Source organism: Kribbella sp. VKM Ac-2566 (assembly GCF_004366005.1).
GTDB lineage: Bacteria > Actinomycetota > Actinomycetes > Propionibacteriales > Kribbellaceae > Kribbella > Kribbella pratensis.
Genome location: NZ_SODT01000014.1, coordinates 372,855 through 390,261, shown reverse-complemented (window position 1 = coordinate 390,261; position 17,407 = coordinate 372,855). Strand labels below are relative to the sequence as shown.

15 protein-coding genes are annotated in these 17,407 nt (G+C 69.5%); 5 read left to right on the top strand and 10 right to left on the bottom strand.

The window, feature by feature from the left end; genetic code table 11:
• Positions 1-43: 43 nt before the first annotated feature.
• Positions 44-1,150, top strand: coding sequence for a sorbosone dehydrogenase family protein (locus EV647_RS35745; protein WP_134011039.1), 1,107 nt, complete (start codon positions 44-46; stop codon positions 1,148-1,150).
• A gap of 77 nt (positions 1,151-1,227) precedes the next feature.
• A complete protein-coding gene (locus tag EV647_RS35740) occupies positions 1,228-1,761 on the top strand; it encodes a general stress protein (RefSeq protein WP_134011037.1) in 534 nt (177 codons plus the stop codon).
• Positions 1,762-1,802: 41 nt separating this feature from the next.
• Here EV647_RS35740 and gatB read toward each other — a convergent pair whose 3' ends face one another.
• Genes gatB through gatC form a run of 3 tightly spaced genes read right to left on the bottom strand, consistent with a single transcriptional unit; the run spans position 1,803 to position 5,112 of the window.
• On the bottom strand, positions 1,803-3,299 hold the full coding sequence (gatB, locus tag EV647_RS35735) for an Asp-tRNA(Asn)/Glu-tRNA(Gln) amidotransferase subunit GatB (protein WP_134011035.1): 1,497 nt from the start codon (positions 3,297-3,299) through the stop codon (positions 1,803-1,805).
• The gene (gene gatA / locus EV647_RS35730) at positions 3,296-4,813 is read right to left on the bottom strand and encodes an Asp-tRNA(Asn)/Glu-tRNA(Gln) amidotransferase subunit GatA (RefSeq protein WP_134011033.1); all 1,518 of its coding nucleotides are present in this window, start codon (positions 4,811-4,813) and stop codon (positions 3,296-3,298) included. Before gatA ends, gatB begins: the two co-directional genes overlap by 4 nt.
• Positions 4,814-4,815: 2 nt before the next feature.
• The gene (gene gatC, locus EV647_RS35725) at positions 4,816-5,112 is read right to left on the bottom strand and encodes an Asp-tRNA(Asn)/Glu-tRNA(Gln) amidotransferase subunit GatC (RefSeq protein WP_134011031.1); all 297 of its coding nucleotides are present in this window, start codon (positions 5,110-5,112) and stop codon (positions 4,816-4,818) included.
• A 213-nt stretch (positions 5,113-5,325) separates the two neighbouring features.
• On the opposite strand from gatC, the gene EV647_RS35720 reads away from it, so the two are divergent.
• On the top strand, positions 5,326-5,970 hold the full coding sequence (locus tag EV647_RS35720; RefSeq protein WP_134011029.1) for an amino acid-binding protein: 645 nt from the start codon (positions 5,326-5,328) through the stop codon (positions 5,968-5,970).
• A gap of 348 nt (positions 5,971-6,318) precedes the next feature.
• Here EV647_RS35720 and EV647_RS35715 read toward each other — a convergent pair whose 3' ends face one another.
• From EV647_RS35715 to EV647_RS35685, 7 genes are all read right to left on the bottom strand, one after another.
• Entirely contained in the window at positions 6,319-6,543 is a 225-nt protein-coding gene (locus EV647_RS35715; RefSeq protein ID WP_134011027.1) for a hypothetical protein, read from the bottom strand.
• A gap of 40 nt (positions 6,544-6,583) precedes the next feature.
• On the bottom strand, positions 6,584-8,080 hold the full coding sequence (locus EV647_RS35710; RefSeq protein WP_134011025.1) for a PT domain-containing protein: 1,497 nt from the start codon (positions 8,078-8,080) through the stop codon (positions 6,584-6,586).
• 97 nt (positions 8,081-8,177) lie between these two features.
• The gene (gene ligA, locus EV647_RS35705) at positions 8,178-10,286 is read right to left on the bottom strand and encodes an NAD-dependent DNA ligase LigA (protein ID WP_134011023.1); all 2,109 of its coding nucleotides are present in this window, start codon (positions 10,284-10,286) and stop codon (positions 8,178-8,180) included.
• 35 nt (positions 10,287-10,321) lie between these two features.
• On the bottom strand, positions 10,322-11,299 hold the full coding sequence (locus EV647_RS35700) for a methionine synthase vitamin-B12 independent (protein WP_134011021.1): 978 nt from the start codon (positions 11,297-11,299) through the stop codon (positions 10,322-10,324).
• Positions 11,296-12,384, bottom strand: coding sequence for a tRNA 2-thiouridine(34) synthase MnmA (gene mnmA, locus EV647_RS35695; RefSeq protein ID WP_134011019.1), 1,089 nt, complete (start codon positions 12,382-12,384; stop codon positions 11,296-11,298). The genes EV647_RS35700 and mnmA overlap by 4 nt, the downstream gene beginning before the upstream one ends.
• Positions 12,384-13,586 (bottom strand): cysteine desulfurase family protein, encoded by a 1,203-nt coding sequence (locus tag EV647_RS35690; protein WP_134011017.1) that lies wholly within the window; start codon positions 13,584-13,586, stop codon positions 12,384-12,386. Before EV647_RS35690 ends, mnmA begins: the two co-directional genes overlap by 1 nt.
• Before the next feature lie 48 nt (positions 13,587-13,634).
• On the bottom strand, positions 13,635-16,223 hold the full coding sequence (locus tag EV647_RS35685) for a LuxR C-terminal-related transcriptional regulator (RefSeq protein WP_134011015.1): 2,589 nt from the start codon (positions 16,221-16,223) through the stop codon (positions 13,635-13,637).
• A gap of 105 nt (positions 16,224-16,328) precedes the next feature.
• On the opposite strand from EV647_RS35685, the gene EV647_RS35680 reads away from it, so the two are divergent.
• A complete protein-coding gene (locus EV647_RS35680; protein ID WP_134011013.1) occupies positions 16,329-16,922 on the top strand; it encodes a dihydrofolate reductase family protein in 594 nt (197 codons plus the stop codon).
• On the top strand, positions 16,922-17,392 hold the full coding sequence (locus EV647_RS35675; RefSeq protein ID WP_134011011.1) for a pyridoxamine 5'-phosphate oxidase family protein: 471 nt from the start codon (positions 16,922-16,924) through the stop codon (positions 17,390-17,392). The genes EV647_RS35680 and EV647_RS35675 overlap by 1 nt, the downstream gene beginning before the upstream one ends.
• The last annotated feature ends 15 nt before the right edge of the window (positions 17,393-17,407 follow it).

Below are 17,407 nucleotides of genomic sequence, written 5' to 3'. Positions count from 1 at the left end.
ACCTCGCAGTAGCTTGGGGGCAGGGCTAGCGGAGGAGACGGGCGTGCGCGGTCGGGCTGCGGTGGTGGTTGCGGCGTTGGCGTTGGTGTCGGGGTGCTCGGACGACTCGCCGTCGGGCGCGGGTACGGCGCCGGCGCCGGCCAGCTCGGGTACGGCGTCCGGGCCGCGTGGGGCTGCCGCGGTGAGCCTGACGGTGGCCTCGACCGTGGCGACGGGGATCGAGGTGCCGTGGGGGCTTGCGTTCCTGCCGGACAAGAGCGCGTTGGTGGCCGAGCGGGACTCGGGGAAGATCAAGCGGATCGCCGACGGGCAGGTGTCCGAGGTCGGGTCGGTCGACGGGGTGAAGAACTCGTCAGAGGGTGGGCTGCTCGGGCTGGCGGTGGATCCGGGATATCCGGGGAAGCCGTACATCTACGCCTACTACTCGGGTGGGGACGACAACCGGATCGCGCGGATCACCTACCAGGACGGGAAGTTGTCGGACCAGCAGGTGATCCTGGACGGGATTCCGGCGGCGGCGATCCACAACGGCGGACGGCTGCGGTTCGGGCCGGACGGGTTCCTGTACGCCGGGACCGGCGACGGGTCGGACCGGCCGAACTCGCAGGCCGACGACTCGCTGGGCGGGAAGATCCTGCGGATCACCACCGAGGGCAAGGCCGCGCCGGGCAATCCCGACGGCCGGGTCTGGATCACGAAGGGCCACCGCAACGTCCAAGGCCTCGCGTTCGACGGGAACCAGTTGTACGCCGCCGAGTTCGGGCAGAACACCTGGGACGAACTCAACGCCATCACCCCCGGCTCGAACTACGGTTGGCCGGCCGCCGAAGGAATCAGCCAGCTGGACGGGATGACCGACCCGATCGCGCAGTGGCACACGGCCGATGCGTCGCCGTCCGGGATCGCGTTCGCCAAGGGATACGTCTTCATGGCGTCGCTACGCGGCCAGCGACTCTGGGCAATTCCTGTTGCCGGAGGCAAACGAGTTGGCGAGCCGCAGGCGTTCTTCACCAACAAGTACGGGCGTCTGCGCACGGTCGAACTCGCTCCGGACGGCTCGTTGTGGGTCACCACGTCGAACACCGACGGCCGCGGCGGCACCCGCGACGGCGACGACCGCATTCTCCGAGTGACCATCAGCACCTCCTGACCAGTCAACCGTTTGCGCTCTTCGGTCGTCTGGTACTTGTTGAGGAAAGAACCGCACGACTCGAGGAGGAGATCGGTATGCCGACCGGCCAGGCGTCTGGCGTCCCCAGCAGTGTGATCGCATCGGTGAGCAACTTCGGTGATGCTCAGCGGACAGTCGAGTACCTGCGAAGTTACGGGATGGACGCGGCGAGGCTGGAGGTTGTCGGCGCCGGACTCCGGCAGGCGAGCAGACAGCGGGCGGTGCCGGTCGCGCGGCTCACAGCGGTCAGCGCGTCGCAGGGCGCGCTGCTCGGCGTACTCGCGGCGATCTTCATCACCCTGGTCGCCGAGACCACGCTCAACGGCCTCGCCGTCGTGGTCTGGGGCTTTGTGTACGGCGTCCTGATCGGAGCGCTCTGGGGCCTGTTCCGGGGTCTCGTCCGCAACCGCCCGGACGCGTTCGACACAGAAGTGCTGCCGACTCGCTACGAGGTCCGCTGTCCGGCCGATGAGCTGTCGGTCGCCCGAACGTTGCTCGCGGATGCGGCCGACGTGGACGACGGCCGGGTCGAGCGTGGAGTGATCGCCGACGCGCCACAGTCCGAGGAAGCGCACAGAGACGCGGCGTGAGAACCGAGGTGCCGGACCTGGGTCCGGCACCTCGGCCGCATTCAGATCCCCAGCTTCTCGTTCAGGAGTTGGCGGACCTTGGCGGCGTCGGCCTGGCCGCGCATGTCCTTCATCACGGCGCCGATCAGCGCACCGGCCGCGGCCGGCTTGCCGGAGTTGACCTTCTCGACCACGTCCGGGTTCGCCGCGATCGCGCGGTCGATCGCCTCGAGCAGCGCCGAGTCGTCCGACACCAGCGCCAGACCGCGCTTCTCGATGATCTCCGCCGGCGTACCCTCACCGGCGAGCAGACCCTCGAACACCTGCCGCGCGAGCTTGTCGTTCAGCGTGCCGTCGTCGACGAGCTTCTGCACCTCGGCGACCTCGGCCGGACCGACACCCAGCGCGTCCAGATCCTTACCGGACTCGTTCGCCGAGCGGGCCAGCTCACCCAGCCACCACTTCTTCGCGGCGGCCGGCGTGACGCCGAGTTCGATGGTCGCCACGATCGGCTCCAGCGCGTTTCCGTTGATGACGTCGCGCATCTCGAGGTCGGTGAAACCCCAGTCCTCCTGCAGCCGCACACGACGTAGCGAAGGTGCCTCGGGCAGGGTCGCGCGCAGCTCCTCGACCCACTCGCGCGACGGCGCGACCGGGACCAGGTCGGGCTCCGGGAAGTACCGGTAGTCGTCGGCGTCGGACTTCTCCCGGCCGGACGTGGTGATACCGGTGTCCTCGTGCCAGTGCCGGGTCTCCTGCAGGACCTTGCCGCCGGACGACAGGACGGCCGCCTGCCGGGTGATCTCGTACGTCACCGCACGCTCGACCGAACGGAACGAGTTCACGTTCTTGGTCTCGGTCCGCGTACCCAGAACAGTCGAGCCGTGCGGCTTCAGCGAGACGTTCGCGTCGCACCGCAGCGAGCCCTGGTCCATCCGGACGTCGGAGACGCCCAGCGCGAACAGCAGGTCACGCAGCATGCTCACGTACGCACGCGCTACCGCCGCAGCCTTCGCCGGCGGCACCTCGATCGTCTTGGTGACGATCTCAATCAGCGGAATGCCGGCCCGGTTGTAGTCGACCAGCGAGTGCGAGGCGCCGTGGATCCGGCCGGTCGCGCCACCGACGTGGGTGGACTTGCCGGTGTCCTCCTCCATGTGCGCGCGCTCGATCTCGATCCGGTACGTCTCGCCGTCGACGACGACCTCGGTCCAGCCGTTGAACGCGATCGGCTCGTCGTACTGCGAGGTCTGGAAGTTCTTCGGCATGTCCGGGTAGAAGTAGTTCTTCCGGGCGAACCGGCACCACTCGGCGATCTCGCAGTTCAGCGCCAGGCCGATGTTGATCGCGGACTCGACGGCCTTCGCGTTCACCACCGGCAGCGCGCCCGGCAGACCGAGGCAGACCGGGCAGGTCTGGGTGTTCGGCGGCGCGCCGAACTCGGTCGGGCAGCCGCAGAACATCTTCGACTTCGTGTTCAGCTCGACGTGGACCTCGAGGCCCAGCACCGGGTCGTACTGCGTCAGCGCGTCGTTGATCTCAAGGACATCAGCAGTCATCGGGTCACCTCCAGCTCCGGAGCCTTGGTCATCAGTACGCCGCCCCACTGCTCGGCCAGCGCGGACTCCAGCGCGGCGCCGACCGTGTAGAGCAGGTCGTCGCGCATCACCGGCGCCATCACGTGGAAGCCGACCGGCAGGCCGTCCTCGTCGGCGAGGCCGCACGGGAACGACGCGGCCGCGTTACCGGCCAGGTTGGACGGGATCGTGCACAGGTCGTTCTTGTACATCGCGATCGGGTCGTCGATCCGGTCGCCGATCGCGAACGCGGTCGTCGGAGTGGCCGGCGAGACCAGGACGTCGACCTGCTCGTAGGCCTTGGCGAAGTCGCGGGCGATCAGCGTCCGCACCTTCTGCGCCTGACCGTAGTACGCGTCGTAGTACCCGCTCGAGAGCGCGTGCGTGCCGAGGATGATGCGGCGCTTCACCTCGGCGCCGAAACCGGCCTCACGGGTCAGGCTCGTCACCGTCTCCGCGCTGTTGGTGCCGTCATCGCCGACGCGCAGCCCGTACCGCATCGCGTCGAACTTGGCCAGGTTGGACGAGGCCTCGCTCGGCAGGATCAGGTAGTAGGCCGGGAGCGCGTACTCGAAGTGCGGGCAGGAGACCTCGACCACCTCGGCGCCGAGCTTGGTGAGCAGCTCGACCGCCTCGTGGAAGCGGGCCTCGACCCCCGACTGGTACCCCTCACCGCCGAGCTCCTTCACGACACCGATCCGCAGGCCGGCGACATCGCCGTTGCGGGCCGCCTCGACGACAGCCGGGACCGGCTGGTTGATCGAGGTCGAGTCCATCGGGTCGTAGCCGGCGATCGCCTCGTGCAGCAGCGCCGCGTCCAGCGTCGTCCGCGCACACGGACCGGGCGTGTCCAGCGATGACGCCAGCGCGATCAGTCCGTACCGCGAGGTCCCGCCGTACGTCGGCTTCACACCGACCGTGCCGGTGAACGCGCCGGGCTGCCGGATCGAGCCGCCGGTGTCGGTGCCGATCGCCAGCGGCGCCTCGTACGCCGAGATCGCGGCCGACGAACCGCCGCCGGAACCCCCCGGGATCCGGGCCAGGTCCCACGGGTTGTGGGTGGTGCCGTACGCCGAGTTCTCGGTGGAGGAGCCCATCGCGAACTCGTCCATGTTGGTCTTGCCGAGGATCACGATCCCGGCCGCCTTCAGCCGCTTCACGACCGTCGAGTCGTACGGCGGCTTCCAGCCCTCGAGGATCTTCGAACCGGCCGTGGTCGGCACGCCCTCCTGGGTGAGCACGTCCTTCAGCGCCAGCGGTACGCCGGCCAGCGGGGACAGCTGCTCGCCACTCTTCCTGGCCGCCGTCCGCTTGTCGTCGACCGCCTTCGCCTGCGCCAGCGCGCCTTCGGTGTCGACATGCAGGAACGCGTGCACAGCACCGTCGACAGCGGCGATCCGGTCCAGGTGGGCCTGCGTGATCTCCACCGAGCTGGCCTGCCCGGACGTCATCAACTCCGCGAGCTCCGCCGCAGTTTTCCTGGTGAGGTCGCTCATCGTCAGTCCTCCTCCAGGATCCGCGGCACCCGGAAACGCTGCTCTTCCGCGGCGGGCGCGCCGGACAGCGCCTGCTCGGGGGTGAGGCACGGGACGTTCTCGTCCGGGCGCATCACGTTGGTCAGCGGCAGGGCGTGCGAGGTCGGCGGGATGTCGTCCGCCGCCACCTGGCTGACCTGCCCGACCAAGGTGATGATCTGGTCGAGCTGCGGCGCAAGGTGGTCGAGCTCGTCGTCGGAGAGCTCGATCCGCGCCAGTCGCGCCAGGTGGGCGACCTCTTCGCGGGTAATCGATGGCATGAACTGATCCAATGGTTCGCAGGACTTCCGCAGCGTGTTCCGCCGCGACCCGAGCCATCCTAGTGGGCCGCTGTGACAGGCACGTTGCGTCGCCCCCCGGGCTGTGGACGACGGTGGGATGAGATGGGTCGGCGTGTCTGTGCCTACCGCTCTGTAACATAGGCCGCGACAAGGCGTTACGCGCATGGTGATCGGCTGGGAGATGATCGTTCGGTGTTCCTGCTGCGCTTGATCATCCCCGACCGGCCCGGTTCGCTGGGCGTGGTGGCGACGGCCCTCGGTGAGGTGGACGCCGACATCCACGCGATCGAGATCGTCGAGCACCGGCGGGAGAACGGCACCGCCGTCGACGACATCGTGGTCGACCTGCCACCGGGCGTGCTCCCGGACCGCCTGGTCTCCGCCTGCAACGGCGTACCCGACGTCGAGGTCATCTGGTTCTCGCGGTACGGCGCCGGCGGCGGACTGCACATGGACCTGGAAGCGGTCGAGCAGATGACCTCGGCGCCCGCGGACGCGATCGACATCCTGGTCGAGCAGTCACCGGCCGTGCTGCACGCGGACTGGGCGGCGCTGCTCGACGGCACCGGCAGCGAGGTGAAGGTCGCGCTCGAGACCAGCGCGACGCCGGAGTTCGGTGACATGGCCGGCGCCTGGCTCCCGCTGGAGAAGGCGACGACGCTGCAAGCCCCGGACCACAAGGGTCTGTCGGAGTCCGTGCTGGTCGCCGCGCCCCTGGACTCCGACCGCCGGGTCCTCGTCATCGGCCGCCGCGGCGGCCCCGAGTTCCTCGGCTCCGAAGTGGCCCGCCTCTCCTACCTGGCCTCCCTCGCCGTAACCATCCGCGCCACCGCCTGATCCACCGCGAAAAGCGTCAAAAGCAGCCGCGTCAACCACGCGACGCTACGACCGTCGCCGGATCGACCACAGCCGGGGATATCTCGTCGTGTGTGGGGTTCTCCCCTCGCATATCAGCAGAGAACCCTCCGTCCGAGGGGATAACCCGTTCGAGTCGCGGGTTTTCGCCGGTGCCCGGAGGGTGAGCTTGTCGCGTCGGCCCGCGTGAGCTGTCGTGGTGGGAAAGAAACCGTCGCGATATGCAATTTTGTTTCCCCGCTCTTGGGGTTCGGCCCGGAGGAGAGCGCGACAACCCCCGCTCGCTGAGTGGGTGCGAGCGGGGGTTTGCTGTCTCAGGTGAAGTGTGGCTCAGGTGAACTGGAAGTAGGCGAGGGCCCAGAGGCCCGCGATGATCAGCAGGACGACGATGCCGATCAGGCTGACGATCAGGATCGCCTGGCTGTTGCTGCCGTTCCGGTCCGGGAGGTCGAACTGGGTGGGACCCCAGGCCCCACCGCCGTCGACCCGCTGGACCGCCTCGGGCGGTGGCTGGGCCATCGTCCGGGACTCCCGCTTCTCCCGGGGGAACTTCAAACCGTCCTCCGTGCTGCTATCTACTGCTCCGTGCTGCTGGTCAGGCGTAGAACGACTCGTACTCGATCGAGACCTGCTGCGACGTGTAGCTGGCGGAGCTGTTCCCGCTGATCTCGACCTTCCAGCCGCCTACATAAGCAGAGTACGGCTTCCCGTCGTTGTGCGCCTCGACGTACGCCTTCACGGCTTCGACGTTGCCGCCCTTGAGGGCACCGAACGCGTCGCCGAGCGCGGCCGGCAGGGCCTTCTTGGCGTCCCCGGCCTCACCTGAGGCGCTGATCTCGATGTCCTTGATGCCCTTGCCGCTGCTGGCGTAGAAGAAGACCCGCTGGTAGCCGTACTTGCCGACGTCCTTCTTGCAGGAGGTCGTGCAGACGTAACCCTTGGCCTTCAGCGCCGTCACCAGCTGCGCCTGGGTGGTGTCGAAGGACTGGTCCGGCAGGTCCAGCGAGTCCTCGCCGGACTTGTGACCGGACAGCCGGACGCTCTGGCCCTGGTTGCTCAGCTGGAACTCGCCCCAGGTGGTGCCGACCTCGTCGGAACGCTGACCGGTCTTCACCGCGTCCTGGACCTTCTTCACCTGGTCCGCGCCGAACGTGTCGTTGCCGAGCGCCTGCAGCAGCTGGTCGAAGGCGACCTGGGCGTTGTTGAAGTTGTCGTCGTCCTCGGCCTGCAGCCGCACCGCGATGATGGTGCCGTCGGACTGGAACTGGAAGATCGCCTCGGCGCCCTTGCGGCCGTCGGTCTTGAAGCAGCCGCGGTGCGCGCCCTGACCGGTGTTGAACAGGTCGCTGCAGCCGAAGCCGAGGCCCTGCAACTTGTCGGTCGCGGTCTTGGCCTGGCCGGTCGCGTTGCCGAGCTCGCCGTTCTGGCCCGGACCGCCGGAGGTGGAGGTCGTCGGGTTGCCGGTCGGCTCACCGGTCGGCTGCCCGGTCGGCTGCCCGGTCGGCTGCTCCGTCGTCGTCGGCTGGGTCGTCGGCTCGTCGTCACCGCCGAACGCGCGGATGCCGAGGAACACCAGCAGGCCGATCACAATGAGACCGATCACGCCGCCACCGATCACCAGCGGCAGCTTCTCCTTGCTGATGCCGCCCGGGCCCTTGGAACCCGGACCGCCCGGCTGCCACTGCTGGCCCGGACCGCCCTGCTGCTGGTGCCAGGCGCCTGGCTGCTGCGGGCGCTGACCCCACGACTGCTGCTGGTACGCGCCACCCTGCTGCGGCGGCTGACCCCAGCCACCCGCAGGCGGCTGTCCCTGCTGCGGCTGACCCGGGTGTCCAGGCTGACCCGGTTGTCCAGGCTGCTGTCCCCAGCCGCCCTGCTGCGGGGGCTGGTCCTGCCGCGGCGGCTGACCGTGCGGGGGCTGGCCTTGCGGCTGCTGCGGGGGCTGTCCCCAGCCGCCACCCTGGCCTTGGCCCGGGGGCTGCTGTCCCCAGCCACCCTGCTGTGGCGGCTGGCCGCCTTGTCCCCCGTGCTGCCCGCCTGGCTGGCCCCCCGGCTGCCCAGGACCCCATGGTCCCTGCGGCGGCGTCGTCATATGTGCTCCTTCTGACCCAGTGTCGACGTGCAAAGTTAACAGTCGGACGGCTCAGCGCTGCCGTTGGATCCATCCGGTTCGCGGACTGCCGAAATCGTTACGACTGGTCGGCCGCCGGCGTGGTCGCGACGGCTGCGGCCGCCTCGGCGCCGTCGTCGAGCAGCACCCGGAAACCGGCGGCGTCCAGGATCCGTACGCCGAGCTGGACGGCCTTGTCGTACTTCGATCCCGGCGAATCGCCGACGACCACGAACGACGTCTTCTTCGACACCGAGCTCGCGACCTTCCCGCCGCGCCCGACGATCGCCTCGGTCGCCTCGTCCCGGCTGAACCCCTCGACGGTCCCGGTCACCACGACCGACAGCCCGGTCAGCGTCTGCGGCAGCGTCGGGCCGCTGCGCTCCTCGCGCATGACCACGCCGGAGGCTTGCCACTTGTCCACGATCGCCTGGTGCCACGGCACCTGGAACCACTCGATCATCGCCTGCGCGATGGTCGGTCCGACGCCCTCGGTCTCGGCCAACTGCTCCTCGCTGGCCGCCCGGACATCCTCGATGGTCCGGAACACCTCGGTCAGCGCCACCGCCGCCGTCGGTCCGACGTGGCGGATCGACAGCCCGACCAAGACCCGGGACAGCGGCTTGGTCTTCGCTTCCTCGAGGTTCGCCAGCAGCTTGCGGGCGTTGGCCGACAGGGCGCCGGCCTTCGTGGTGAAGAACTCGCTCTCGGCCAGCTTCTCCTCGGTGAGCGCGAACAGGTCGCCCTCGTCGGCGATCAGGCCGCCGCGGATAAGTGCGTCGGCCGCCTTGAACCCGAGTCCTTCGATGTCGAACGCGGACCGCCCGGCCAGGTAGAACAGCCGCTCCCGCAGCTGGCCCTGGCAGTACTGCGAGTTCGGGCAGCGGATGTCGACGTCCGACTCCTTGGCCGGGGCCAGCACCGTGTCGCACCACGGGCACCGGGTCGGCATCTCCCACGCCGGCAGGCCCTTCGGACGCAGGTCCACCACCGGTCCGAGGACCTCGGGGATCACGTCACCCGCTTTCCGCAGTACGACGGTGTCGCCCGGGCGGACGTCCTTGCGGGCGACCTCCTTGGCGTTGTGGAGGGTCGCGTACTCGACCGTGGAACCGGCCACGCGGACGGGCTCCATGTGCGCGAACGGGGTGACCCGGCCGGTGCGGCCGACGTTCACCTCGATCTCGATCAGCTTGGTGTTGACCTCTTCCGGCGGGTACTTGTACGCGATCGCCCAGCGCGGGGCGCTCGACGTCGACCCGAGCGCACGCTGCAGATCGACCTCGTCGACCTTCACCACGACACCGTCGATCTCGTGGTCCACCGAGTGCCGGTTCTCGCCGTAGTACGCGATGAACTCGTTGACCTCGTCGAGCGTGCCGACCCGGCGGGCGCGATCGCTGACGGGCAGGCCCCACGCCTTCAGCTGGTCGTACGCCTCCGAGAGCCGTCCGACGTGGTAGCCGTCGACCTTGCCGAGGCCGTGTACGACGAACCGCAGCGGCCGGCCGGCCGAGACTCGCGGGTCCTTCTGACGCAGCGATCCGGCCGCGCTGTTCCGCGGGTTGGAGAACACGTCCTTGCCGGCCTCGACGAGCTGGGCGTTGAGCTCCTCGAAGTCCTCGACCCGGAAGTAGACCTCGCCGCGGACCTCCAGGAACGTCGGGAGGTCGTCGCCGCGCAGCTGCTCCGGGATGCTCTTGATCGTCCGGACGTTCGGCGTGACGTCCTCACCGGTGCGGCCGTCCCCGCGGGTCGCGCCGCTGACCAGCTTGCCGTTCTCGTACACCAGGTCGAGGGCGAGGCCGTCCACCTTGAGCTCGCAGAGGAAGCCGCTGTCGTGGATCTGCTGGACCGTGACCTCGCGCTCCAGCCGCTTCGCCCAGGCCTCCATCTGCTCGGCGGAGAACGCGTTGCCGAGGCTCTCCATCCGCGTCGGGTGCTGGACCGGCGTGAACAGCGTGGAGATCGGCGCGCCGACCTTCTGGGTGGGCGAGTCCGGCGTCCGGAGCTCCGGGTACTGCTCCTCGAGACCCTGTAGCTCGTGCATCAGCGCGTCGAAGTCCGCGTCCGAGATGATCGGGCTGGCCAGGTAGTACCGCGCCCGGTGGTCCTCGATCTCCTGGCTCAGCTCAGCGTGCCGCGTCCTGACCTCAGCGGGCGCCGCCCCGTTCTCCTCCGTGCTCATGAGGTGAATTTACAGGGGGTTACCGACATTTCCGCTCAAGCGTCGGCAGCTTCGCCGACGACGTCGACGATGTCGCGGAGGAGCTTCAACCGCGCTCTGGCATCGGCCGGTGACGGAGCGGCCGCAAGCCCGCAGGCGGGCGTGATGACGACCTTCTTCAGCAGTTCAGGGTCGAGGCCGAGTTCGCGCCAGCGGCGGACGAGCGGGTCCGCTGCCTGCTCGGCGGACGGCAGCGGCCCGGTGGTGGGTACGACGCCCGCGTAGATCGTGGTGCCCGCCTCGGCGGCGATCGCGATCTGGTCCCAGGCCGCGGTGTTCAGCAGGGCCGTGTCGACGGCCACCCCGCTGGCTCCCGACTTGGTGAAGACCTCGATCGGAGGCCGGGCGGCGCAGCAGTGGACGACGGTGGGTGCACTTGTGGTGAACAGGCTGAGGAGCTCGACAGCACCAGGCCCGTCGACAGACCGGTGCTTGCTCCAGCCGGACGCAGTCGGTACAGCTCCCGCGAGTACGGCGGGCAGGCCGGGCTCATCCACCTGCAGCACGACCTCTGCCCCTGGAACCCGCTTCCGTACGTCGGCCACGTGTTGCTGCACACCATCCGCCAGAGCCTGCGCCAGGTCCCGCCGCGCACCGTGGTCCGCCAGCATCTTGTCCCCACGCGGCCGCTCCACCGCAGCAGCCAATGTCCACGGCCCTGTGACCTGTACCTTCAGCAGCCCCTGGTACCCGTCCGCGTACTCCTCCAGCACGTCCAGGTCCTCGTGCAGCACCGCACGCGCCCGCCGCTGGTCCAGGCTCGCCCGTGAGTCCCCACCACCGGTCAGCCGCCACCCGACCGGCTGCAGGTCCGCAGCCAACCCCGTCAGTACGGCGACGGTCCGGCTGATCATGTCGCCGTACGGACGCGCCGGGAGCTCCGGCAGGAATGGGAGGTCGACCAGCTCGAGTACGGCGCGCATCCACTCGCGGATGTCGTCGCCGGGGAGCGAGCCCAGGCCAGTGGTTGTCATACCGCAGCAGTGACTCGCTCGACGGTGTCGATGGTCGCGGAGCCGATCACCCGCGTGCCGTCGTACAGCACGACCGCCTGCCCAGGTGCAACGGCAGAGGTCGGCTCGGCGAACTCGACCTGAACCTGGTCACCGTCCAGCCAAGCGGTAACTGCCACCTCGTCACCATGGGCGCGGAGCTGTGCCTTGACGGTCATGCGATCGGCCGGAGCTGGGCCGCACCACCGGGGCTTGGAGGCGGTCAGGCGCTCGACAGCCAGCTCCTCGCGGGATCCGACGGTCACGGTGCGGTCGACCGGGCTGATGTCGAGGACGAAGCGCGGCTTGCCGTCCGCGGCCGGCGTACCGATCCGCAGGCCCTTGCGCTGGCCGATGGTGAAGCCGTGCGTGCCCTGGTGCTCGCCGAGCTTGTTGCCGTGCGCATCGATGATGTCGCCGGGCGCCTCGCCGAGCTGTGCGCTGAGGAAGCCCGGGGTGTTGCCATCGGCGATGAAGCAGATGTCGTGGCTGTCCGGCTTGGCCGCGACCGACAGGCCACGGCGCTCGGCCTCCTCGCGCACCTCGGTCTTGACCGTGTCGCCGAGCGGGAAGAACGCGTGCGCGAGCTGCTGCTGCGTCAGCACGCCGAGCACGTAGGACTGATCCTTGGCCGGGTCCACGGCTCGGTGCAGCTCACGGCCATCAGCCGTGTCCACGATCCGCGCGTAGTGGCCCGTCGCGACCGCGTCGAAGCCGAGTGCGAGGGCCCGCTCCAGTACGGCGCTGAACTTGACCTTCTCGTTGCACCGCAGGCACGGGTTCGGCGTACGGCCGGCGGCGTACTCGCTGACGAAGTCCTCGACCACGTCGGCGTGGAAACGCTCGGCCAGGTCCCAGACGTAGAACGGGATACCGATCACGTCCGCGGCCCGGCGTGCGTCGCGCGAGTCCTCGATCGTGCAGCAGCCCCGTGCGCCGCTGCGATACGACTGCGGGTGGCGGCTGAGCGCCAGGTGCACGCCGGTCACGTCGTGCCCGGCCTCGGCCATCCGCGCGGCCGCGACCGCGGAGTCCACTCCGCCGGACATGGCTGCGAGTACCCGCATCAGGTGTTCCTTCCCACGTTCTGCAGACCGGCGGACTTCGCCCGCTCCACGACCGGTCCGATGTTCTCCAGTACGGCGTCGATGTCGGCGCGCGTACTCGTGTGCCCGAGGGTGAACCGGAGCGAGCCGCGGGCCCGCTGGTCGTCGTACCCCATCGCCAGCAGCACGTGACTCGGCTCGGCGACCCCGGCGTTGCACGCGGACCCGGTCGAGACCTCGATCCCGCGGGCGTCGAGCAGCAGCAACAGCGAGTCACCCTCGCAGTCGCTGAAGGACAAGTGTGCGTTACCGGGCAAGCGGTCCGTCGGGTCCCCCGACAGCAGCGCTCCCTCGACGGTGCCGGTGATGCCGCGGATCAGGGTGTCCCGCAGCTCGGTCAGCCGACTGGCCTCGTCCGCCTGGTGCTTGACCGCGTGCTCTGCTGCCACCGCGAACCCGGCGGTCGCGGGCGCGTCGAGAGTGCCGGACCGTACGTCGCGTTCCTGTCCTCCGCCGTGCAGGATCGGCGTCAGTTGCGTCTCCTTGTGGACGACGAGCGCCCCGATCCCGTAAGGACCACCGAGCTTGTGCGCGGACACCGTCATCGCGTCCACACCCAGCTCACCGAAGTCCACCGGCACCTGCCCGATCGCCTGCACGGCATCGGTGTGTACAGGTACGCCGTACTCCTGAGCGATCGCCGCGACGTCGGCAACCGGCTGCAGCGTGCCGACCTCGTTGTTCGCCATCATCAGCGTGATGAACGACACGGACTCCGGGTCGCGCTCGACGGCCCGCCGTACGTCGTCCGGACGCACACGACCCAGCTCGTCGACGGGGAGCCACTCGATCTCGGCATGCTCGTGCTGGCCGAGCCACACGGCCGGGTCGAGCACCGCGTGGTGCTCGATGCCGCTCAGCAGGATCCGGCGCCGGCGTGGATCGGCTGCCAGGCGGGACCACCACAGGCCCTTCAGCGCGAGGTTGTCCGCCTCGGTGCCGCCCGACGTGAACACGACCTCGCTCGGCTGCGCTCCGAGCGCCGCGGCGATCGACTCGCGGGCTTCCTCGACCGTACGCCGCGCGCACCGGCCGGAGCCGTGCAGTGACGACGCGTTACCGGTCCGGGAGAGGTGATAGGTCATCGCCTCGATCGCGGCCGGGAGCATCGGGGTCGTCGCCGCGTGGTCCAGGTACACCGTGCGACGGTCGGAAGCAGTCATATCGGTTTCAAGGGTATGTCCGGTCCGGATGTTCCCGCTCCCCGGGAGTCAGCGCGCGAGACCGATCGTGTACTGCTCCTCGAACCGGGCCCCGATCCGGCGGAACATTCCGGCTGCCTCCAGGAGTGCGTCACGGTCCCCCGTCAGGCGGGCCTGGGCCCTTCGGAGGACCGCCTCCGCCCAAGCGTTCTCGCTCACCGCCCGCTCCAGGTACTGCGCCGCATGGGCGTGCCCCGACACCACGGCCAACTCCGCCCCGGCCGCGTGAGCATACGGAATCCACCACGGCTCCGGAAAAGGCGCGAACGCCCGCTCCACCACCTCGCCCACCCCGATCGGCGCGGTGTCGTGGCGGTGGAGGGTGAGGCGGGCTTCTACGAACGCGGCGGGGGCCGCGAGGCCCGGGTCGTCGGTTGCGTCGGTCACGCGGGCGATCTCCAGGGCGCGGGCCTGCCAGACCGCCTCCTGTCCACTGCCGAGCAGTCCGTGGGCGAGCGCTGCCATTGCGGCGGCCGAGGCCATCCAGACCCGCGGCGGGCATCCCGCCGCCCGCCAGCCGTTCCACATCACGTCGGCGGCGTGTACGGCGTCCTCGAACCGCCCGGCGAGCGCGTAGGCCCGCACCTTGCGCGGGGCGGTGATGTACGGATGACCATGCACCGGGTCGTCGATCAGCTGCGCGAGCCGGACGGCCTCCACGATGTCGCCGACCGCGATCGCCGTGGTCGAGGCGACGTGGAACGCGTCGACGATCTCGGCCGCGGCCCGCGGATCGTGCGCGGGAAGAGTTGCAGCCAGCGACATCCGCTCCTTGGACGCCGCGTCGGCCTCGCGCATGCGCCCGGCCGCGGCGACCGCAGTGCTGTACGCGTCGAGCGCACTCATCAGATCCAACGGCTGGTTCGCCCGCCGAGCAGCGGCCACGGCATCCTCCGCCGACGCGATCCCGAACCGATCCGCCCAAGCCCACGCCACCCGAACCAGCACGCTGGCTCCCGGGTCGCCCGGTTTGCCTGGGAGGAGGCTCGCGCCGCGGTCGTCGGGCAGGTCGGCCGGGCGGGTCATCTCGTAGCGGTTCAGGATCGTGACCGCGTACCCAGCAGCGTCAGGGACCCCGTCCACGGCCGATCGCATCATCAACTGGTAGGCGTGTGCACCGTCCGCCACGACCAACGCAGCATCGGCAGCATCACGCAGGTCGTCGTACCGCTTGGCCGCGTCTGCAGCGTTCGCAGCAGCAACCAGGTAGTGCTCGCGCGCCTCCAGGAAGCGCCGCCTGGCAAACGTCAGATGAGCAAGCTTGCGAGCGACAGACCGTACACCGCCACTCGCCACGCGCAGGTCCGGAGCAAGCAGGTCGAACTCCCGCTGCCACTCCTCCCCCGCCTCCAGCCGCTGCTCCAGCTTGGTGGCCAACTGGTCAGCCCACGCCACATGGAGCGCAGCAACCTCGTCGTACGCGTCCTTGAGCTCTTCGAGCGCGAAGACCCGCACGGTCTCCAGCATCCGCCAGCGACTGGTCCCCGCGTGTTGACTGCGGTGCAGGAGGCTCTTGTCGGTCAGCCGGCCGAGGAGGTCGCTCAACTCGCCCCTAGTACGGCCCGGCGCCACACCAGCGACCGCAGCAAGGTCGAACCCACCAACGAACACGCCCAGCCGCCGGAACAACCGACGCTCGTCGTCACCGAGCAGGTCGTAGCTCCACCCGATCACCTGCGCCAGCGAGTTGTGCCGCTCGTTAGGACCACGTCCTCCGGACAGGAGCCGCAGCCGATCGTCCAGCGCCGCCAGAAGACCGTCCGGCCCCAGCGACCCGGCGCGAGCCGCCGCCAACTCAATAGCCAGCGGTACGCCGTCCAGCTCGGCACACACCTTCTGCGCAAGCTCACTGTCATCCGCCAGCTCAGGCGCGACCAGAGCGGCCCTGTCGCGGAAGAGCTGCTCTGCCTCAGCTCCTAGCGTCAGCGGGCCCAGCTGCACCGGCCGCTCCCCCGCCACACCAAGACGCTCGCGGCTCGTCACTAGCACTGCCGTCTCAGTCGCCTCAGTGAGGATGCGAGCGACCAGACCGGCCACCTCGTCCAGCAGGTGCTCGCAGTTGTCCAGCACAAGCAGAGTGCGGCCGCGCTTGAGTCGTTCGAGTACGGCGTCCGCAAGCGTCTGTGGTGGTTGCTCGGTGGCCTGGAGCGCTTCGGCGACCGCAGCGACCACAAAACCAGGACGTACCGGGACGAGATCGACAACTGCACCGCCGTACGGGTAGTTGTCGGCGATGTCGGCTGCGACGCGCAGCGCGAGGCGGGTCTTGCCCACGCCACCAGGTCCCAGCAGGCTGACGAGGCGGTTGCTGCCGAGTGCTCTGGTCAGCTCTGCGCGGTCCTGCTCGCGGCCTACGAACGTCGTACCCGGTCCGGCCGGCGTACTGAAGCCCGGCGGTTGTGAGTCGGCCACGTCCGCGAGTGCGGCGAGCTCGTGCCGGTCCGCGACGCCGTACTTGCGCAGCAGCGACGAGATGTGGCTCTCGACGGTCCGGATGCTGATGTGCAGCCGCCGGGCGATCTGGGCGTTCGAGCGGTCGCCCGCGAGCGCCGCGAGTACCTCGGCCTCCCGTGCCGACACGTCCTTCGGACCAGCCATTGGCCCATCATGCGGGATCCGTGGTCCTTCCGTGGCCGGTACGGACGACTTTCCGTGGCGCCCGCGCCGACGGTGGAGGCACAACCTCGGAACCAGGAGAAGACCATGGGACGCGTACTGCTGGACATCACGATGTCGCTCGACGGATTCGTCACCGGACCGGGAGCGGACCTCACGCACGGTCTCGGGATCGGCGGTGATCCGCTCCACGACTGGATCGCCGGCGAGGCGGACGCCGACCGCGAGGCGTTCGATCGCACCAGCACGGGCATCGGCGCCGTACTGATGGGACGGCGGACGTTCGACCTCATCGACGGGCCGCAGGGGTGGAGCGCCGACGGGTTCGGCGGCGAACGGCCGGCGATCTACGTGGTGACGTCGAATCCGCCGAGCCGGGTCCGGCTGGACGGCTGGTTCGAGTTCGTGCCGGACGGGATCGGTGCCGCGCTCAAGCTCGCACAGGCCGCCGCGGGTGCGCGGGACGTGATGATCATGGGTGGCGGGCACCTGTGCCGGCAGTACCTGTACGCCGGGCTGGTGGACGAGCTGCGGGTCCACGTCGCGCCGATCGTGCTCGGCGACGGCACCCCGCTGTTCGAGCGGACCACACTGACACCGATCCGGCTGGTGCCACGAGGCACTACGAGCACACCGAACGCGACCCACCTGACCTACGACGTACCTCATCAGGAGCAGTGATGACACAAGAGATCCTCGACCGGCGGGCTGCGGCGGTCATCGAAGCGAACAAGTACATGGCGCTCGGGACGGTCGGAGGGGACGGGCTGCCGTGGGTGACGCCGGTGTACTTCACGCCGGACGGGCACGACACGTTCTACTGGGCGTCGTCGCCGAACTCGCTGCACTCGCGCAACCTGGCCGAGCGGCCGGACGTGAGCATCGCGATCTTCGACTCGACCGTTCCGATCGGCGGAGCGTCGGCGGTGTACTTCCGCGCGCAGGCCGCTCTCGTCCCGGACGACGAGCTCGAAGCGAGCGCGACGCTCTTCTCGTCGCGCTACACCGAACTGCGCGCGTACACCGCCGACCAACTGCGCGACGACCTCCGCCTGTACCGTGCCCGCGCCACCGAGCACTGGATCCTGGTCACCGGCGGCGACCCGGAGTACGGCACCGGACGCGACTCGCGGCGACCCGTGTGGCCCTGATGACCCGCTGACACG